The sequence below is a fragment of the Brevibacillus sp. 1238 genome, from assembly GCF_029892995.1.
Classification (GTDB): domain Bacteria; phylum Bacillota; class Bacilli; order Brevibacillales; family Brevibacillaceae; genus Brevibacillus; species Brevibacillus parabrevis.
Genome location: NZ_JARXWC010000006.1, coordinates 1 through 15989, shown reverse-complemented (window position 1 = coordinate 15989; position 15989 = coordinate 1). Strand labels below are relative to the sequence as shown.

General features: G+C 46.9%; 14 protein-coding genes and 1 pseudogene. 1 reads left to right on the top strand and 14 read right to left on the bottom strand.

All coding sequences use genetic code 11. The annotated features are described in order from the left end of the window. Positions 1-10 precede the first annotated feature (10 nt). The 3 genes from M2298_RS15435 to M2298_RS15425 form a co-directional block, all read right to left on the bottom strand. The gene (locus M2298_RS15435) at positions 11-3007 is read right to left on the bottom strand and encodes a salicylate synthase (RefSeq protein WP_280648693.1); all 2997 of its coding nucleotides are present in this window, start codon (positions 3005-3007) and stop codon (positions 11-13) included. Positions 3008-3329: 322 nt separating this feature from the next. Continuing rightward, positions 3330-4109 (bottom strand): 4'-phosphopantetheinyl transferase family protein, encoded by a 780-nt coding sequence (locus M2298_RS15430; protein ID WP_280648692.1) that lies wholly within the window; start codon positions 4107-4109, stop codon positions 3330-3332. Then, positions 4106-4894 carry a thioesterase II family protein gene (locus M2298_RS15425; protein WP_173596781.1) on the bottom strand — a complete coding sequence of 263 codons (789 nt, stop codon included), beginning with the start codon at positions 4892-4894 and terminating at the stop codon, positions 4106-4108. The genes M2298_RS15430 and M2298_RS15425 overlap by 4 nt, the downstream gene beginning before the upstream one ends. Positions 4895-5416: 522 nt before the next feature. On the opposite strand from M2298_RS15425, the gene M2298_RS15420 reads away from it, so the two are divergent. Next, positions 5417-6019, top strand: a complete 603-nt coding sequence (locus M2298_RS15420; RefSeq protein ID WP_063227909.1) for an MptD family putative ECF transporter S component — start codon at positions 5417-5419, stop codon at positions 6017-6019. A 69-nt stretch (positions 6020-6088) separates the two neighbouring features. On the opposite strand, the gene M2298_RS15415 is transcribed toward M2298_RS15420, so the two are convergent. The 11 genes and pseudogenes from M2298_RS15415 to M2298_RS15365 all read right to left on the bottom strand — a co-directional run. Then, positions 6089-6991, bottom strand: coding sequence for a nucleotidyl transferase AbiEii/AbiGii toxin family protein (locus M2298_RS15415; protein ID WP_280648691.1), 903 nt, complete (start codon positions 6989-6991; stop codon positions 6089-6091). A gap of 27 nt (positions 6992-7018) precedes the next feature. Beyond that, entirely contained in the window at positions 7019-7603 is a 585-nt protein-coding gene (locus tag M2298_RS15410) for a hypothetical protein (RefSeq protein WP_280648690.1), read from the bottom strand. Positions 7604-7808: 205 nt separating this feature from the next. After that, the gene (locus M2298_RS15405; protein WP_280648689.1) at positions 7809-8372 is read right to left on the bottom strand and encodes a hypothetical protein; all 564 of its coding nucleotides are present in this window, start codon (positions 8370-8372) and stop codon (positions 7809-7811) included. A gap of 394 nt (positions 8373-8766) precedes the next feature. Then, a pseudogene (gene cdiI / locus M2298_RS15400) lies at positions 8767-9015 on the bottom strand (ribonuclease toxin immunity protein CdiI); the annotation flags it as partial. A gap of 5 nt (positions 9016-9020) precedes the next feature. Next, positions 9021-9461, bottom strand: coding sequence for a helix-turn-helix domain-containing protein (locus M2298_RS15395; protein WP_141254290.1), 441 nt, complete (start codon positions 9459-9461; stop codon positions 9021-9023). A 733-nt stretch (positions 9462-10194) separates the two neighbouring features. Continuing rightward, positions 10195-10551, bottom strand: a complete 357-nt coding sequence (locus tag M2298_RS15390; protein ID WP_173596776.1) for a hypothetical protein — start codon at positions 10549-10551, stop codon at positions 10195-10197. Between the two features lie 26 nt (positions 10552-10577). Next, positions 10578-12983, bottom strand: a complete 2406-nt coding sequence (locus tag M2298_RS15385; protein ID WP_254456832.1) for a late control protein — start codon at positions 12981-12983, stop codon at positions 10578-10580. Beyond that, positions 12898-13077 (bottom strand): hypothetical protein, encoded by a 180-nt coding sequence (locus M2298_RS15380; protein ID WP_280648688.1) that lies wholly within the window; start codon positions 13075-13077, stop codon positions 12898-12900. Before M2298_RS15380 ends, M2298_RS15385 begins: the two co-directional genes overlap by 86 nt. Positions 13078-13542: 465 nt before the next feature. Then, entirely contained in the window at positions 13543-14412 is an 870-nt protein-coding gene (locus tag M2298_RS15375; RefSeq protein ID WP_173596775.1) for a hypothetical protein, read from the bottom strand. Positions 14413-14910: 498 nt separating this feature from the next. Continuing rightward, positions 14911-15294 (bottom strand): ribonuclease toxin immunity protein CdiI, encoded by a 384-nt coding sequence (gene cdiI, locus M2298_RS15370; RefSeq protein ID WP_173596774.1) that lies wholly within the window; start codon positions 15292-15294, stop codon positions 14911-14913. Positions 15295-15305: 11 nt separating this feature from the next. Continuing rightward, the coding region (locus M2298_RS15365; RefSeq protein ID WP_280648687.1) for a CdiA family toxin C-terminal domain-containing protein at positions 15306-15989 on the bottom strand (684 nt) is incomplete at its 5' end.

Below are 15989 nucleotides of genomic sequence, written 5' to 3'. Positions count from 1 at the left end.
AAAAGTGCCCCTATTGTTGCTTCACTGCCTCCAGCTCGCGGCTCGCCATGACGAGCTGACGGGAAAAACTGCTCAGCTTCTCGCGCGTCTCTTCCAGTTCGCGCTCAGGCAGCGACATTTCGACTACGCCAGCCCCGGCATGTAGCCACGCTTGGCCGTCTTTTTGGTAGATCGTCCGCAGCACGAGCGCCGCGTCCATCGCTCCGCTCTCGTCATACGTCATGACGCATCCGCTGTACAAATTGCGCGGTACGCTCTCCAGTCTGCCGATCGCTTCGATCGACTCCCGTTTCGGAATCCCTGACGCCGTCACAGCCGGGAACAGCGCCCGGAACGCATGCCAAGAATTGCGGCCTTCCATGAGTTTTCCTTTCAGCCTGGAAGCGATATGCTGCACCGTTCCTCTGCTCGCCACGGTCATGAAATCAGTCAACAAGATCGTCGAAGCGTCGCAGACGCTCCTCATCTCTTCAAAAGCCAGCTTGACCGAAACGGCGTGCTCGGCAATTTCTTTCGGATCGTTGAGCAGCTCTGCTTTCAGCTTGTCGCTCTCCGCTTCGCTGCCCCCTTTGGAACGCGTGCCCGCCAGCGGATAAGTGCTGACCCAGCCTTCGCTGTCCACCTCGACAACCGTTTCCGGACTGAAGCCCGCCGCATTCATCCCTTCCAGACGAACCAGGAACGAACGTGCCGGAGTGTTGACTCTGCGCCCGGCGACGTAGCTCGCAACCATGTCCAGCTCTTCGGACACCGGAATTTTTCTGGACAAAATGACCTTGTGGTATTTGCGCTCGGAAATTTCCCGAACCGCTTCCGCAACTCCCTGCATGTACGTCTCTGCCCCGTGCGTATCTGCCTGCGGAACAGCCAGCTTTTCTTTTCCTGCGCGCTCTGCCAGACTGCTCTGCGGTGCTTTGCCAGCCAACTCCGCGAACACTTCACGCAAAAGCTGCCCCAGTTGCTCGCTGTGCTCTTTTGCAAGCGTCCGCAAAAGCACCTCGCCCTTGTGGAATCGCACCTCTGCTTGCGGAATGAACAGCTTGAGCAGATTCGGGTCTTCGGTAGCAAGCGGCAGTCCGTTGTAGTAACGGGCCATGCCGAAGTTCACGGTGCCGTATGCGCGCCAGTCGGCCAGCGGCACAGCGGCGAAGGCTCGTTCGATCGTCTCGCCGAGCTCTGCGTTTTCGTAGGTTGCCGTCTCGCCGCCGCAAACCATTTTCGTCTGCTGCGCATCTACGGTAGCCAGAGCGTGGATGCCCATTCCGATCGACAGCTCATCCCCGTTTTCGTAGAGTACATAATCTTCAAAAAGTCCACGCTCGACGATTTCTGCCGCCGCCAAATGAACATCTCCTGCAAAAGCAAACGTTTCTTCCCGATAAGTGTTGATCGGCGCAGTTGCCTCCACTTGTTTCGCCATAGCCATCTCCTTGAGCTTGTTTTTATTGACCTTCCCCACACTGGTCAGCGGCCAGCTGTGAGCAAATTCCAACTGGTCAGGCATTTTGTAGCGCGCAACGCCCTTCTCCTGGAAAAAGGCGTGAATATCCGCCAGCGTCAACTCCGGATTGTCCGTGATGACGAATGCGCAGCTTCTCTCCCCCAGCGTGGAATCAGGCAGTGTAATCAGAGCGGCATCCCTGATGTCCGGGTGCAGACGCAAGTACGACTCGACTTCGGCTGGCATGATTTTTTCGCCCGCGCGGTTGATCATTTCCTTGATCCGTCCGCCTACCTGGATATTGCCTTCCGGCGTGAACCGCGCTTTGTCTCCCGAGCGGTAAAAGCCGTCTTCCGTGAAGCTTTCGCGATTTTGTTCCGGTGCCAGGTAGTACCCGCGAATCGTGTACGGCCCGCGGACGATCAGCTCTCCGTATTCGCCTGGTGCCACATCGTCTCCGTTCTCATCGACGATCCGTACCTCGTCTGCTTCGGAAATCGGCCGCCCCTGGGTCGTCATGATGACTTCGTCGGAATCGCCTAGCGACGTGCCGCAAATCAAGCCTTCCGCCATTCCGAACACTTGCTGGAGCTTGCACGTCCACTCCCGCATGATGCGGCCAGCCACCTTGTCATCGAGCATCGAGCCGCCCACCTGCAACACTTTCAGGCTGGACAAATCGCTCTCCGTATCCCATTCCAGAACTTCCAGCCAGACGTTGACAAGCGCAGGCACCAATGCCGTAATCGTCACTTTTTCTTTTTCAATCAGCGGAAAAGCTTCATCGCAGCTGGTCGTTTGACACAACACAACCTTGCCGCCGACCGAAAACGCGCCGAGAATGCCAGGGCAACACAGCGGAAAATTGTGCGCGATCGGCAGAACAGCAAGATAGACGCTCTCGTCCGTCAGCTCGCAGCGAGCAGCCATTGCTCGCGCATTGTAGGCGTAGTCGGTGTGTGTGCGCGGAATCAGTTTTGGCGTGCCCGTCGTACCGCCTGACAACAGCAGCAATGCCGTATCTGTATAAGCCGGGCCGTCGAACAACATCGGCGGGCCGCTGATCGTCGCCAGATTCGTGCCGATGCCGCTTTCTCCATCGGTCAAAACGAACTGCACGCACGCGTGTTTTTTGACCAAATGTTCCGCCAGCTTTGTATAGTCAAAGCCCAGAAACGTGGTGGGAATAATATAGGCAACGGGCTTAGCGAGCGAAAAAATCCCGTCCAGTTCCGCCTCCCTGTGGGCAGGCAATACGAGAATCGGCACTGCCCCGATGCGAAACAGGGCAAAGCATGTCAGGACAAAAGCAGTCCGGTTCGGAAGCTGGACCGCGACTTTGTCGCCTTTGCGGATGCCCATGCGGTACAGGCCAGAGGCAAGCGCATCTGCCTTCACATCCAGCTCCTGATAAGTCAGTCTCGCTTCATCCTCGACCAACGCCACTTTGTCCTGATACTTTTCCGCCCATCGGCGCAGTTGCTCCCCCAGAGTCAACGGCTCCCAAAACCCGCGTTGTACATACGTTTCTGCTGCTTGCTCAAACCAATCGGTGCTTGCTCTCATTCGTTCCTCCTCCAAGATAGCCGCGGGTGTATGTCCGTACCCCAAGCCGAATGATGCAGGTCATTGCCAAATTCGCTGTCGGTCATGCTGGTTTGTCTACCAACCAAAATATTGATACTGATTCTCATTGTCAATTCCTTATGTAGTCTATTTTTTCTACATTTTGGAAGGAAACGGCGCATTTTCTTCCACTTTCTCCCGTTTCCTTCATTTCTCGGGGATGATTTTACATTTACTTACATAAAAATAAGGACTTTCAAAAACCAAGCAAGTTGATATGTATAATAGAAGTTTCTCGTTTCCACACGGTTTTTCTCAGCGGCTAGACACGCAAAAACACCGGATGTATCTGCTGTTCTCCCTGATCAAAAGCAATCGCCGCGGAATATCCTGCTGCCGCGCTGAAATCCAAAATCGTCCATGTATTCCGAGCTGCTCCCTCTCCATTTACGCGAAAAATTCCCTGCTCGCCATCCTCTGCAATCCAAAAAGAATCGAGAGGGCGTGACAAGCCCTCCCCCGTCGCCTTGACAAACGCTTCCTTGCGCGCCCAGCAGTCGAAAAACATTTGCTGCTGCTTCCCGGCGGCAGCCGCATGCAGCAGCTTCTGCTCGACGGGATGGAATTGCTGCGCCAACTGCGGCCATTCGGGTATGTCCCGAATCCATTCCACGTCAATTCCCACGCTGCGCCCTCTCGCAAAGACAGCCGCAACCAGCTCCCCGGAATGGGACAGGTTAAACGCGAGCTTCCCTGCGCTGCGCTCTGTGCGCAGTTCGGGCTTCCCGCGATGATCCGCCGCAATCTGGACGCGCTCGACAGGCATGTCTTCATAGCGCCCGCACAAGGCACGCACGAGGGCATGGGCGACGGCGAATCGCTCCCGATCCGCCGCAAAATAAAACCGCTCCATCCGCTCGACTTCTTCTTGGGTCAGCGCCTCGCGCAGCGCATGTTCCTTCCCGCGAAAGGCAGGGACGTGCGCCAGCCAAATGTGCAGCTCCGCTTCTGCAAGATGCAGATCTGTCCGATCGGCATGACGATCCAATTGCCACTCCGCCACGATCACTTTCGGGCGAGCGTTATCGGCGTTTGACCTCATCTCCGCTCACTTGCTGCTTCGTTCCCTGCCATTTTCAGATGCCCCGCCAAAATCGGGGAGAGCTGCCGCAACAGTTCCTCTCTGTTCGTCGTCAGGAAAAAATGCTCGCCTTCGATGATGCTCATCGTAAAGTCGCCAGCCGTATGTTGCGCCCAAGCCGCCATTTCCTCCTCGCTCGCCTCTCGGTCATGTGTGCCGCAAAAAGCAGAGATCGGACATTCGAGCGGCGGCTCCTCTTTGAACAAATACGTGTCGTCCAGCGTGAAATCTGCGCGCAGCAGCGGCATGAACAGCTCCATCAGCTCTTTGCTGCGCAAAATCGCCTCCGGTGTCCCGGCAAACCGCCGCAGCTCCTCGACGAACAGTTCCTGCGGCAAATGGTACAGCGGATTCGGCTCCGGGATATGCGGAGCACGAGCCCCTGACACAATCAAACGGCTTGGCGCCAACTGCCAGTTTCTGCGAACGGAGCGCGCCAGCTCGAACGCAATTTTTGTGCCCAAGCTATGCCCGAAAAAAAGAAACGGCCGATCCAGGTAAGGCTGAATCGCCTGGCTAATCGCCGCAACCAGCGTATCCATCTCGCGGATGGCGGATTCCATCAGCCTGTTTTCTCGGCCAGGAAGCTGAATCGGGTACACCCCTACTCCTGCGGGCAGCTCTTGCGCCCATCCCCTGTAAATCGATGCTCCTCCCCCGGCAAAAGGGAAGCAAAAAAGGCGGATTTGGTCGTGTTGATCAGGCTCGGCAAGCAGCCATCTCTCAGCCGGTTTCACCATGTCCATAGTCATTCCTCCATTCGGTTTTACAGACGGTCAGCTATGTCGTGCGCCATTCGTCCATTGCTTACGTAACAAGCATGATAACGATTATCACCTTTTACAAATTTATACAATGTCCATTTGGCTGCTTTTTCGCCAGATCAGGGCTTGCTTCCTCTCTCGTTCTCGCCTTAGGTCGTTCACAGTCATTTTTTTACAATCGGGAAGGTACACCCATCCCTTTCCATGCCAAACGAACTAGAAATTTTAACTGCGGACGAGAAAAAAGGCAAAAAAAGGAGATTATTGGCGATATTTGAGAAAAAACGTCCCAAAAAATAGAAATTTTAGCTTTCTTTTTACTTTGATAACAATTATCATTATCAGTGTCTTGTACTTTTTCATACTTCCGTGACATCGACATACCTTGTGACCATGCTTTGTTGGATGGGGATTTTGGGAAAAGGAGGAGATTGAACTCGCTTGTCTCATCCGTCTGGTCAACTCGCCGACGGACACCATTTTGAAGAAGAGGAAGGATGCTACATGCAAGCTCAAACGCTGGCTGTCCCGAATAGATGGACCATGCGCGACTTTATTACCTTGGCTATTTTCAACGTCATCATGCTCATCATCATGACTTTTTGTCCCGCCGTCTCGGTTATTTCGCCCCTTTTGGTCGGCGGCCTTACCGGCTTGCTCAACGGCCCGTTTTACATGGTTATGTCCAACAAAATCAGAAAACCGGGAGCGCTGTTTCTCACCGCGATCATTACGGGTCTGTACTTCGTCGGTTTCGGCTATGCCAACTACATGCTGACACTCGCTGTCATCGGGCTGATCGGGGAACTGATCCTCTGGAAAAAAGATGTTTCCGTCCATTCCGCTCGCAATGCCATCGCTTACGGAATTTTTTATGTCGGCTATTCCCTGTGCGGAGTCGTTCCGCTTATTTTCTTCCGCGACTCGTACATGGCGATTTTGAAAAAAACGTACTCGGCGGCGGCTATTGAAAACATGCTTTACTATTTCGATACGCCTAAAATGATCTTGCTCATGTGCTCGATCTCTTTGGTCGGCGGACTGCTCGGCGCTTACTTTGGCCATCTGATGCTGAGAAAGCACGTAAAAAAAGCGAAGCTCGTATAACAACGGAGCGAGAAAGCAGCGACAAAAAGAACCTTGGCGGACAACGCCGCTCAAGGTTCTTTTGACATATTATGTGGGCATGCTCGGGCTTGGCAAATTTGCAAAAGCAGCTTTGTTGATGCCCGCCAGATTCATCGTTTTGCGCAGCTCTTGGGCAAACTCCATGTAGAACAGCTTCTGGTTGTTGCCTCCTGCATACTTTCTCAGCTCGTAATCATTGATCAGCAAAGGATACAGATCTGCTAGATCATGCACCAATACTTTTTGCATATCGTGCTTCGCAATCGATGGCTCAAGCCTGCATTCGTCCACTAAAGCCTGCAACGTCTCCGCCAACGCCTGTTCATCGTACGCTGGATGAGCCAGCAAGTAGTTCAAATCGTAGAGGTCTTTAAATCGCGGGCGCACGATCGTCTGATGCAGCTTCCACGCCACCTGGATCGACAGCGGCACCGTGTACGTTACGCAGAAGCTGTCGCCCAGCACAGGCCGGTACTCCAGTGAGACAGGCGCAAGCTGCATGTCGAGGTGAAAGGAAATGTCCAGATACAGCTCGTGATACCGATTGGCTTCGCGCTTTTCTCCCGCAAAATAGTAGGCGATATCGGTATTCACAGTCGGAAAATCGTCCGCCATCGCATAGTCGATCCTTCGCCAAAAGGCGTTCTCGCGGAAACTCCTGAACACGATGCCATCTTGCAAATCCATCTCTGTCGCCCGGATTAATGCGCTTGTAAACGTCTCGTGCGCATGCTCTGCATCGCGAATTTTCCCCGCGTACAAAAAATCGATGTCATCCACGTCCCGCATGTCCGGATTCGCCAAATACTGCCGTGTCAGCAAGCTGCCCTTCAAGACAAACGGCATGTTCACCAAAGCCATTCTTTTTAGCAACGCTTCCAACACGACAAGTTCCCTGGTATCCTCATCCAGGCTGCTCAGGTTTAGATGCAGCTTTTCATTCCCGTTCATAGTGCTATCCCCTTCCTTTCCTGCGCCCTACGAAATCCAGCCGCTGTCCAGTTCCTCTCTGCTGTCGTAAATGCACAACTCGAATTGTTCTTTTACAAGCGCGATTTGCTTTTCCTGCAAAGCAATATGAATCTGCTTGACCCGCTCGTAAAACTGCGCTTCGCTCTCGTACTCCCGAACCGTCACAAACCTGACTTTTCCGTTCGGATTGAGCGAGTTTCGAGAGATATGTCCACCGGATGGCTTGCACAGTTGTTTCAGTCCGTCGACATCCTCGATCTCCACTTTTCCATGCCATTCAAAATACGGCTTGAATCGCTCTGTAATCGGCGCGTGAAAATAGGCCGTTTCTTTTGGCGAAATCTCTACTTTTTTACGGACAACCGTAAATCCGCCCTCCTGAAACACAGCGGCAATCCTGTCCATCTCGCTCTTGGCTGCCTGAAAGTCCGGGCGCTGGATCACCCCCGTCATCATCGGCTGGTGGATGTAATTCCCTTTGTCGAGGACAATCATCAGCGGTTTTACTTGCTGCGCTTGGCAGATGCCGATAAACGCTGCTTTGTCGTCTAAAGCGACGTCGTCAAGTGTGACGTGAAATTCGAACTCCATGGAGTCACTTCCTCTGTTTGCTGATTTTTGCCTTTGTTTTTTCCACTTGGAAAAAGTGGCTTCTCTCTCCTTGTTAACGGCAAATTTGTCTCCAGATTTTAGGAGTTTACGAGATTCGGGCGCAAAAAACCGCCAGTTCCTTGGCGGGTTGGCGGTTTTTTATCGGTTGTTTTTTCGCTTTTGTCATTAACGCTCACGATTTTTGTCAAGTTGGAGCTCTAGCGAATAGCTTGGCCTTCGTCTTGAGCTTCCCGTCCTTGAGGGGCGTGCCTTCCAGCAGGTCATTTTTGCCGGAGCCGTGCAGGGGTCCGCCTCTTCCCTTTCCGCCGTCCGAATCACTATTAGCGTGCGGCTTTTTGGAACCATGCGGCGCATCCACGTCCAGCTTCGCCACCAATTTACCGCCTTTTAATGCTGCTGTGCCCATTCCACCGCTATACACCGTCAGTACGGCTTCCGCTACGACCATGTCTTTCTTAAATTCGTTTTGCCCTTTTGCGTAGCTTTCGTCGACCGAGCGGGTCCACAGACCGCCGTGCAAATTATCCTGTTTGTACTTCTCGTCTTTCACAAAAGGGTCGATGTAATCGTTGTATAATCCTGTCCCGATCGAGACGGCTGCTTCGCCTGCATCTTGGGCTACGTCCTGCCATGATTTTTTGCCTGAAGCCACGTTCTCTACATATTCGATTGTGTTCGTGGCGACTTCCACCGCTCCTTTGGCCAGATTGTTCCTCTCGGTCAGCGAACCGACTTCGGAGCCGCTCACAAACTCATACAAGCTTTGGGCTGGGCGTCATCGCCTCCCAAAACCCCTGTCACAACCAGGTCGCCCGCGTCTACCGCCGCCCCCCACAAACCAGCCAACGTATCCCCAAAGGCCGCAAACTTCCCTTCCACCTCGGCGGATCTGTTTATCCAAGGTTCGTTTCGTCATGACCGCGAGAGTCTCGTTTGCCGCTACATCCCACTCATACCTGCTCCATATATGCTCTTGGATGACAAAAAAGCTCATTCCTACTCATGATTCAAGTGGGAATGAGCTTTTGAACGTTTATTAGTGTCTGAATGGTTTAATGCTTGGTTTATTGGTTGTATTGTATGATCTTGTTGTTGAGGTTGTAAATAGGCTTACAAAAAAATCTGGATTCTACCCATTATTCTTAAATACTATATTTCTCTTTAATTCTCAATAAATACTCGTTAACTTCATCTTTTTTGTCTTCGTTCTTTTCAATATAGAAATTACATGCTACCTGCAAGTAATCATATAGTTCTTTATAACTGACAATATCATAAGTATCATCTACACCATAATAAAACAAAATGCAATTTTCACCAAAATACCCTTCATCCCCTACATCGTATTCATCTGAATAGATAACCGCCATATAATCTCGTCTCTCAACGTACTCGTTTAAAAAACCTTCTTATACGACTTGTATTCGTCACGCTTGACCATTCCCTGAATCCAAAGCGTCAACTCTCGCTCGTTTACCTGCTTCCGTATACTCCTAATAAACTCATGAGTCTTTTCTGACATAAGCAGATATGGGTGGCAATGCAGATAATTTGGCAGGAAATACGTGTTGTTCTTACCCTGACTGACCAGAATCATCTTCTTGTCTGCCAATTCCTTGATATGGCGTTCTACTGACTTTGAACTGCATCCGACATTTCGGGCAATCATTTCGATGGTCGGATAGCATTGACGTTTGTCGCTCATATAAGCGATTAGGTCAATCAGAATCAGCTTCTCATAATGTGTTAAGCCGTAGCACCGATGGATTTTATGCGGCACTTTTGTAAACCCTTTATGCTGTGATGTGAACTGACTCTCTTGACTTACCTTGTCCATTTACTCATTAGCGGCTTGACAATTCTGAATTTGAACAAAATCCTTCATTCCCTTTACCTTCCTTCTCGCAATTTAGTTCCGCCTCGGAGCGGCTATGAAGTTAGGAAGGCGGCTAGCCTACACGTTACCTTACCTGTTATATGTCAACTGGTCGTCACCAGATTCATTTCTTCACAGTAACAATCGCGATAACTTGCCATTCAGTTGCTGATAAAATCAAAAATATTTTCGATGTAGCCCCCACTACTATTAATTGTCGTGCTACACATCCTTAAAGGTGCGATTGGTTAGTTTCTCATCCTATCTATCAGAGCGACGTACCTTACAGTTGCGATTGATTTCAAAAAACTGTGAGAAAACGAAGCTAACAAAAAAACAGGTCAATCATGGTGGTATCTGACCATAATCGACCTGTTTAATGTATCGGAATAGCACTTTTTAGGGTATAAAGCTAAAACATTGATGTGCGTACAAATAAAATGAAAAAGTCTTTATACGAATTCAACTTGAGTTAAGGCTACTTAGATTCAACTGCCCTACTCATTCGGCACTGGGTGGGGTATTTTTGAATAGCCGCTACTTGTACGTTTGTGTTGCTTGGAATATAACAGCAAATGAAAAAGACCACAACACGGGCGGCTAGCTCGCATTGTGGCATTGTTGGTTGTATTGTATTATCTTGTTGTTGGTGTTGTAAATGAGCGTACACAAAATTCTTGATAGACCCGTTTCTCTATGCTTTATATGATTCTGATTTAATAAAGTTATCTACTAGAAATTTATCATTATCACTTAGATTCTCGAAAAGTTCATTGAATTTATCTTTGGCATCTTCATTGTCTAATAGCGCTAACGTTGCTAAAGCAACATGTCCCATTTGCCATGGTCCAAGAAATTTATTGTCTTTCAATAGTTTACTGAGTTCAGCTAATCTATCAACTATTCTTTGATTACTATAATTTCTTTCTATCGATTTAAACATCGCCATAACAACAACTCTATAACTGTAAGCCTCCATACAAACAATTAAATCTTCATTCTGGATTGTATCATTTTCAAGTTCTTTTACTAATTCAGCTATTGAAGCCACTATTCTTCTTCCTTTCCTAATTGTTATTACTCATCTATCGGTTTAAACCTGTCGATAATGTACTGTTTCTCATCCTCAAAGTTCTTTTGAAGTTGTTCCACAACATTATCTAATCCTAATCGTTTCGCTTCTTCAATTTCGATAGTGTAAGCTTTAAGTTCGTCGGCAATTCTTCCTTCCCAATTTTGATATGATTCAGCAGCAGAAGGGAATCCATTCGCTTTAGCTTCTAAAAAATGACTGTACTCATGTTTTAAAGCACTCATAGATGCATTAGGATCTAATAAAACCTGACCTGGTTCTCCTTTTCTAAGAGGCCCATATCCTAATCCACCTTCCCTATAAACCACCTCTACTCGATTTTCTTCAAGATCTTTAATTAGTTTATTCCATTCTTCTGGATGCGACTTAGAACCTGCACCCAATACATCTCTAAACGGATCGGCAGGATTATCAAAGTTTGTTATCTTTTTACCCTTTTCTATAATATCATCAAGTTTAGCATCACCCGTCCCCTCATTATCATTATCACTCCGACGATGATTCCCTCCACCACCGCCTCCATTACCAGGCAAATCATCATGCCGAACAAAATAATACCTATATTGACCCGAATAAACGTCTCTAAAAACAGCAACTCCTCCAAGCACGTTCCCCATCTGCTTGAGAAGCTTATCAACCATTTCTTGTAATTCCTCGATCGATTTTGGAAAACTCTTAGCCTGCGTCTTTAGCTTTCCACCCTTTAGGGATGCACTACTGTTCCGGTTGTTATCTACGCCATCGAGAAGTAATCCCGTTCTATTTCCACCGTCTCGTTTTCCACGTTGGTCATCCCCATCTGGTAAGTCAATTGCCTTTTTTACTCCCTGCTTATAGGCAGACGCAGCCCCACGGCTGAGTAGCAGCTCGGCGATAACTAAATCTTGCTTGCCTCTATTTCGGCCTTTTTCGTAGCTTTCTTCAATCGATCTGGTCCACATGCCGCCTTTTACAGTGTCATCCCACATGTATTCCGCATCTTTTACAAAAGGTTCTACGAAGTCGCTGTATAATTCTTTTGCGCCCGACTTGCCTGCTTCGTACAAGTCTGTTCCCATTTCTCTCAGCGATTTATCCCCTGAAAGTACCTGCCCCGCATAATTAATGGTATTGGTAGCGCTTTGCACGACTCCTTTTGCCATTTGATTTCGCTCTGTTAGTGATCCTACCTCTTTACCACTTACCCCTTCATAAATTTCTTCGGAGTTGCCGAGCATTAATGCGGTAAACGCAATATCTGCTGTATCGACCACAGCACTCCAAAGCGCAGACAAATTATCCTCCCAGTATTGTTTATTCGCTGCAGTTTCTGCATCCAAATTGGCCCGTATTCGGTCGTTCTTCACCGCTTCAATACCTTTAGCCTGCACTTGTTTTTCAAATTCACTAAACAGCTGGTCGTACTTCTTTCGTTTGCTAGCCTCCAGCTTAATCTCCTCACTACTGGATTTGTTTTCCTCCAACAATTCTATCGTATCCGACGCCGTTTTTACGTTCAAGCTCTGCGTCCCGGACAAAGACACGGCTGCCCCTTTCAAGGTCAGAGCACCACTCGCACTGATATTCACATTCGAGGTACTTTTCAGACTGATGCCTACATCCTTGTTCATCGAGATGTAAAGCATCCCTTCCTTGGCCGTCATCGTCAGCTCTTTATCCCCGAGCGTAAACTCTTTCCCCTGCGGATTCCCAAACGTTTTCACACCGGGGTCCTGCATTTGCCGCTCTTGCTTCTCGACAGCCGCTCCTTTAGGCGCATGGCGCACGGAGTTCATGACCATGCCGTCGTCTTCATCGTCGCTCGGGAAGTACAGCTTTACCTTTGAGCCGAGCTCGGGCATGAGGTACAAAATTTGGTTGCCTTCCGCTGCATACGGGAACCACTGGGCCTTGCTTGGCTCTTGTTTTTTGTCCATGTTCAGGTGGAGCTTGACCTGGTTTCGTCCGATTTGAATCACTTTTCCGTCGATCGCCGCACCGATGATGGCCTTGTTGTACAGCTTCGTTTGCTTGACGGCTTCCGGCACGGCGCAGACGTAGCTCCACCTCAGGAGTCCCTGCTCCAGCTTCCCAGTCACTTTTGTAATGACAAACGTTTGCCCTTCCCGCTGCACCTCATCCCCGATTTGCAGCAGGTCGTCGTAATCGAAGGCGTACGTCGTGTACTGGTACTCGCTGACGGACGAGGAGCCGTTTGCGGCTTTTTTCATGTACGGCGCGATGGCCCGATTGACCTCGTATGACGATTCTTCTTCCAGCTTGATTTGCTTGCGTCCCTCGGGCATGCCGATCCACAAGCGTACCTTATGCGCACTCAAATCTGGTACGAGAATGGCTCCAACATGGGACGCGATTCGTTTTAAAAAAGTCCAGTCTGTCTCCAGTGTCAATCCTGACCGTCTTTTTCAATCGTGATATGATGCCTGAACGATTGAAAACGAGCTGCGACTTGCTTAGCAAGGCATGCTCGTTCTCGATGAGCACATCGTGTTTTCCATCTGTCCATTTCGAGAGCGTCTGTGGTACACACTCCCCCTCCTTCTGCCGCCTTTCTCCACTATCAACTCATACTTTGCTTGTGCCTGAGTAATTAAACCTAAGTATCTTCTCTCCTTCCTGTCCGTTTTGCCATCTTCCTTTTCCTCTCTTAAATCTGAGCATGCATAAAAGGCTCATTCCTCCTCATCGCTCAGGTGGAATAAGCCTTTGAAAGTTTATCAAGTGTTGTTAAGTTTTTTAGTGTTTGGTTTGTTGGTTGTATTTTACGACTTGCCGTTACGCTGTAAACATTTTTTATGAATTGTACGTGTTAAATGATAAGTTTATCCAGAGGTTAGTAGCTCTACCACTTCATTCTTTTTTCAAAATAAAAAATTATAGAGCTTCAGTATCAACTTGCTCAGTGAATCCCGAATCTGCCCAAATTATATCAAGATTTATTTAGTTATTTCACTCAAATAAAGTTGAGTCAAGTAAATTTAAATTTCTATCACTTATATCTTCCGGTGAGTTCGTTATGGCGTCTACATACCAATCTGCAAGCGGAATTATCTCTGATCCAGCAATAATATTGTTATCCATAAGGATGACTTTCCCACCCCTTTCAAATAATTTAATCATAGGCTCATATAGATTATAATACTTTCGAGCTTTTAGTACTTTCTGATCTACTAACGCTGATAGTTCTAAATAATTTATACAAACTGACTTGATTAATTCACTTTCAATTGATTGAATAGCCGGACATACTTCTTCTATCTCTAATGTATATGAATACCCCAGCGCTTCTACAGCATTAACAAACGGACTATCGATACTTAAATATAAAAATCGTTCAAAATATGCCGCCCTTCTTAAAAATTCATTTATTAAGATTACATGGGATTTCTTTTCTGGTTGTTCAAGCATAAAATTGATAGACGTAATTCTATTTTGAGCATACTCTAGGTAGCTTGTAATAATCAGTCCGTCCTCATTTTCCCACTTTATCTCCATGTCTTGTTCTAAATCCGATTGATCTAAAGATTGCTCACTTATATCATTCTGTTCCATAATTACCTTGTCACGATAAGTAGGAAGATGGAAGGTAGCCTCACCAACAATCATTGAATTTTGACGAATATTAAAACTCCCTCCTCTTTCTAATAATTGTATCAACGGTTCATACAAATCCTTATGTTCTAACGCAACTGATATCCCTTTATCTATTAAAGCTGACCATTCAAGATAGTATCGACACATATATTTAATAGTACCATTATGAATTTCTTCAAGTTTTGGACACCATTGAAGGACATCTATGTCTAACTCTCTATCCATTACATCATATGCAGAAATAAACGGATACCTTAAAGTCTTTAAAGTAATTGAATATTCGTGAATAACACGTGCAGCCCTTCTAAGGAATTCTTGCACTAATAAATGATGTGATTTGTAATTCTGATTACGAATATTATCAAAATCAATAATGAAATTCTTTCTGCGGCACTTATTAAGCTATTATTTTTCATTTTGCTTTATACTCCCACCGTGGAATTTACTCTCTATTTCTTATTCTGTTTGATTTGAAGTGCTGTAACTTCGCGAGCTTGAGCTTAATTACGCCATACGTCTATTCCTCAATTACAATATACACTTTTAAATTCGCGCGAACAAAAAAGCTCATTCCTCCTCGTCGTTCAGGTGGAATAAGCCTTTGAAAGTTTATCAAGTGTTTCAATTGTTTTGTGTTTTGTTTGTTGGTTGTATTGTACGATCTTGTTGTTGGAGTTGTAAACTAGTTTACTCAAAATATTTGGCAGACCCCAACTTGATTATTTAGATTTTCTCCTCTATATTTAGATTTCTTTTCATGTCCTCAAGATACTTTTCAACTTCTTGCTCATCATGAGGATTTTGTTCAATATACCTATTTGCTGCTAATTTAAGATAATGAAAAAGAATATCATAATAAATAATTACTGAATTGTCTCCGTATTCAATCTCAGTACCTATAAATTCTTCTTCATAAAAAGTTTTATCGTATTCATCTAAATCGCTCCAAAAGGTAAATCCACCAAAATCAGTTCCGAAACCAATTCCTGTACTTAAACACTCCACTGCTCTTTTAAAAACCCCATAAGTGTAGCAAAAATTTATTAAATCTTGTACTGGTAAGTGTTCTAAACTAATTAAGTCACTAGAATCTAATAATTTTTTCATAAATATTCCTCCTAAGGTGAAGTTGGGAAAAACGATGTAACTTTCCCATTTTTATAATATCCAAGCCATGTGACTCCTTTTGAATCCACTCCTGTCCACGTATGTGGTAAGACGCCAGATGGCTCTTTTTCTAGCGCATTATTTACAGCCTCTATACCTCTATCAACATATTCTCTATCTGAAATTATATTCGGATCATAGATGGTTTTTGTGTTGGTACTTTGATTGTAATTTCCAGTTGGCTTTTCTGTTTTACCATCAATTTCAGGCATACTATATTCGATTTGCCTAACCCCTTTTACTTCATTTCCATTTATATCATAAACTTTATTCTCACTTCTAATTAATACATCATTTTTAAAGAATTCATCGCTGTTATGTGCACCAACAATTCCTTTTTTGTTTTTGTGTTTCTTTCCATTTTCATCCACGTATTCTCTGTATTTTAGGTGTTCTTCTAATTCGGGTGTTGAGGTTATTTTATTTGGTATTCTACCACCATTACCCGTCCCCTCAGTCCTCCTCGTCTCCCCTCCCTTATCTTTACTACCCCCACGTCCCCTTTGATCCGCCTCAAAGAAAACATGGTACCCTCCCACACCGCCTATCCCGTCTGCGCTGGTCTGCCCAATTACAATTCGACCATCAAGCTTCCTGTTCATTTTTAGGATAAGCAAATCAATCACATCTTGCAA

Bases quoted from the DNA above. Each gene is read 5' to 3' on its own strand.
- M2298_RS15375 (WP_173596775.1), bottom strand. From the start codon at position 14,412: ATGGATAGAGAGTTAGACATAGATGTCCTTCAATGGTGTCCAAAACTT.
- M2298_RS15395 (WP_141254290.1), bottom strand. From the start codon at position 9,461: ATGGACAAGGTAAGTCAAGAGAGTCAGTTCACATCACAGCATAAAGGG.
- M2298_RS15420 (WP_063227909.1), top strand. From the start codon at position 5,417: ATGCAAGCTCAAACGCTGGCTGTCCCGAATAGATGGACCATGCGCGAC.
- M2298_RS15425 (WP_173596781.1), bottom strand. From the start codon at position 4,894: ATGGACATGGTGAAACCGGCTGAGAGATGGCTGCTTGCCGAGCCTGAT.
- M2298_RS15435 (WP_280648693.1), bottom strand. From the start codon at position 3,007: ATGAGAGCAAGCACCGATTGGTTTGAGCAAGCAGCAGAAACGTATGTA.
- M2298_RS15430 (WP_280648692.1), bottom strand. From the start codon at position 4,109: ATGAGGTCAAACGCCGATAACGCTCGCCCGAAAGTGATCGTGGCGGAG.
- M2298_RS15410 (WP_280648690.1), bottom strand. From the start codon at position 7,603: ATGGAGTTCGAATTTCACGTCACACTTGACGACGTCGCTTTAGACGAC.
- M2298_RS15415 (WP_280648691.1), bottom strand. From the start codon at position 6,991: ATGAACGGGAATGAAAAGCTGCATCTAAACCTGAGCAGCCTGGATGAG.
- cdiI (WP_173596774.1), bottom strand. From the start codon at position 15,294: ATGAAAAAATTATTAGATTCTAGTGACTTAATTAGTTTAGAACACTTA.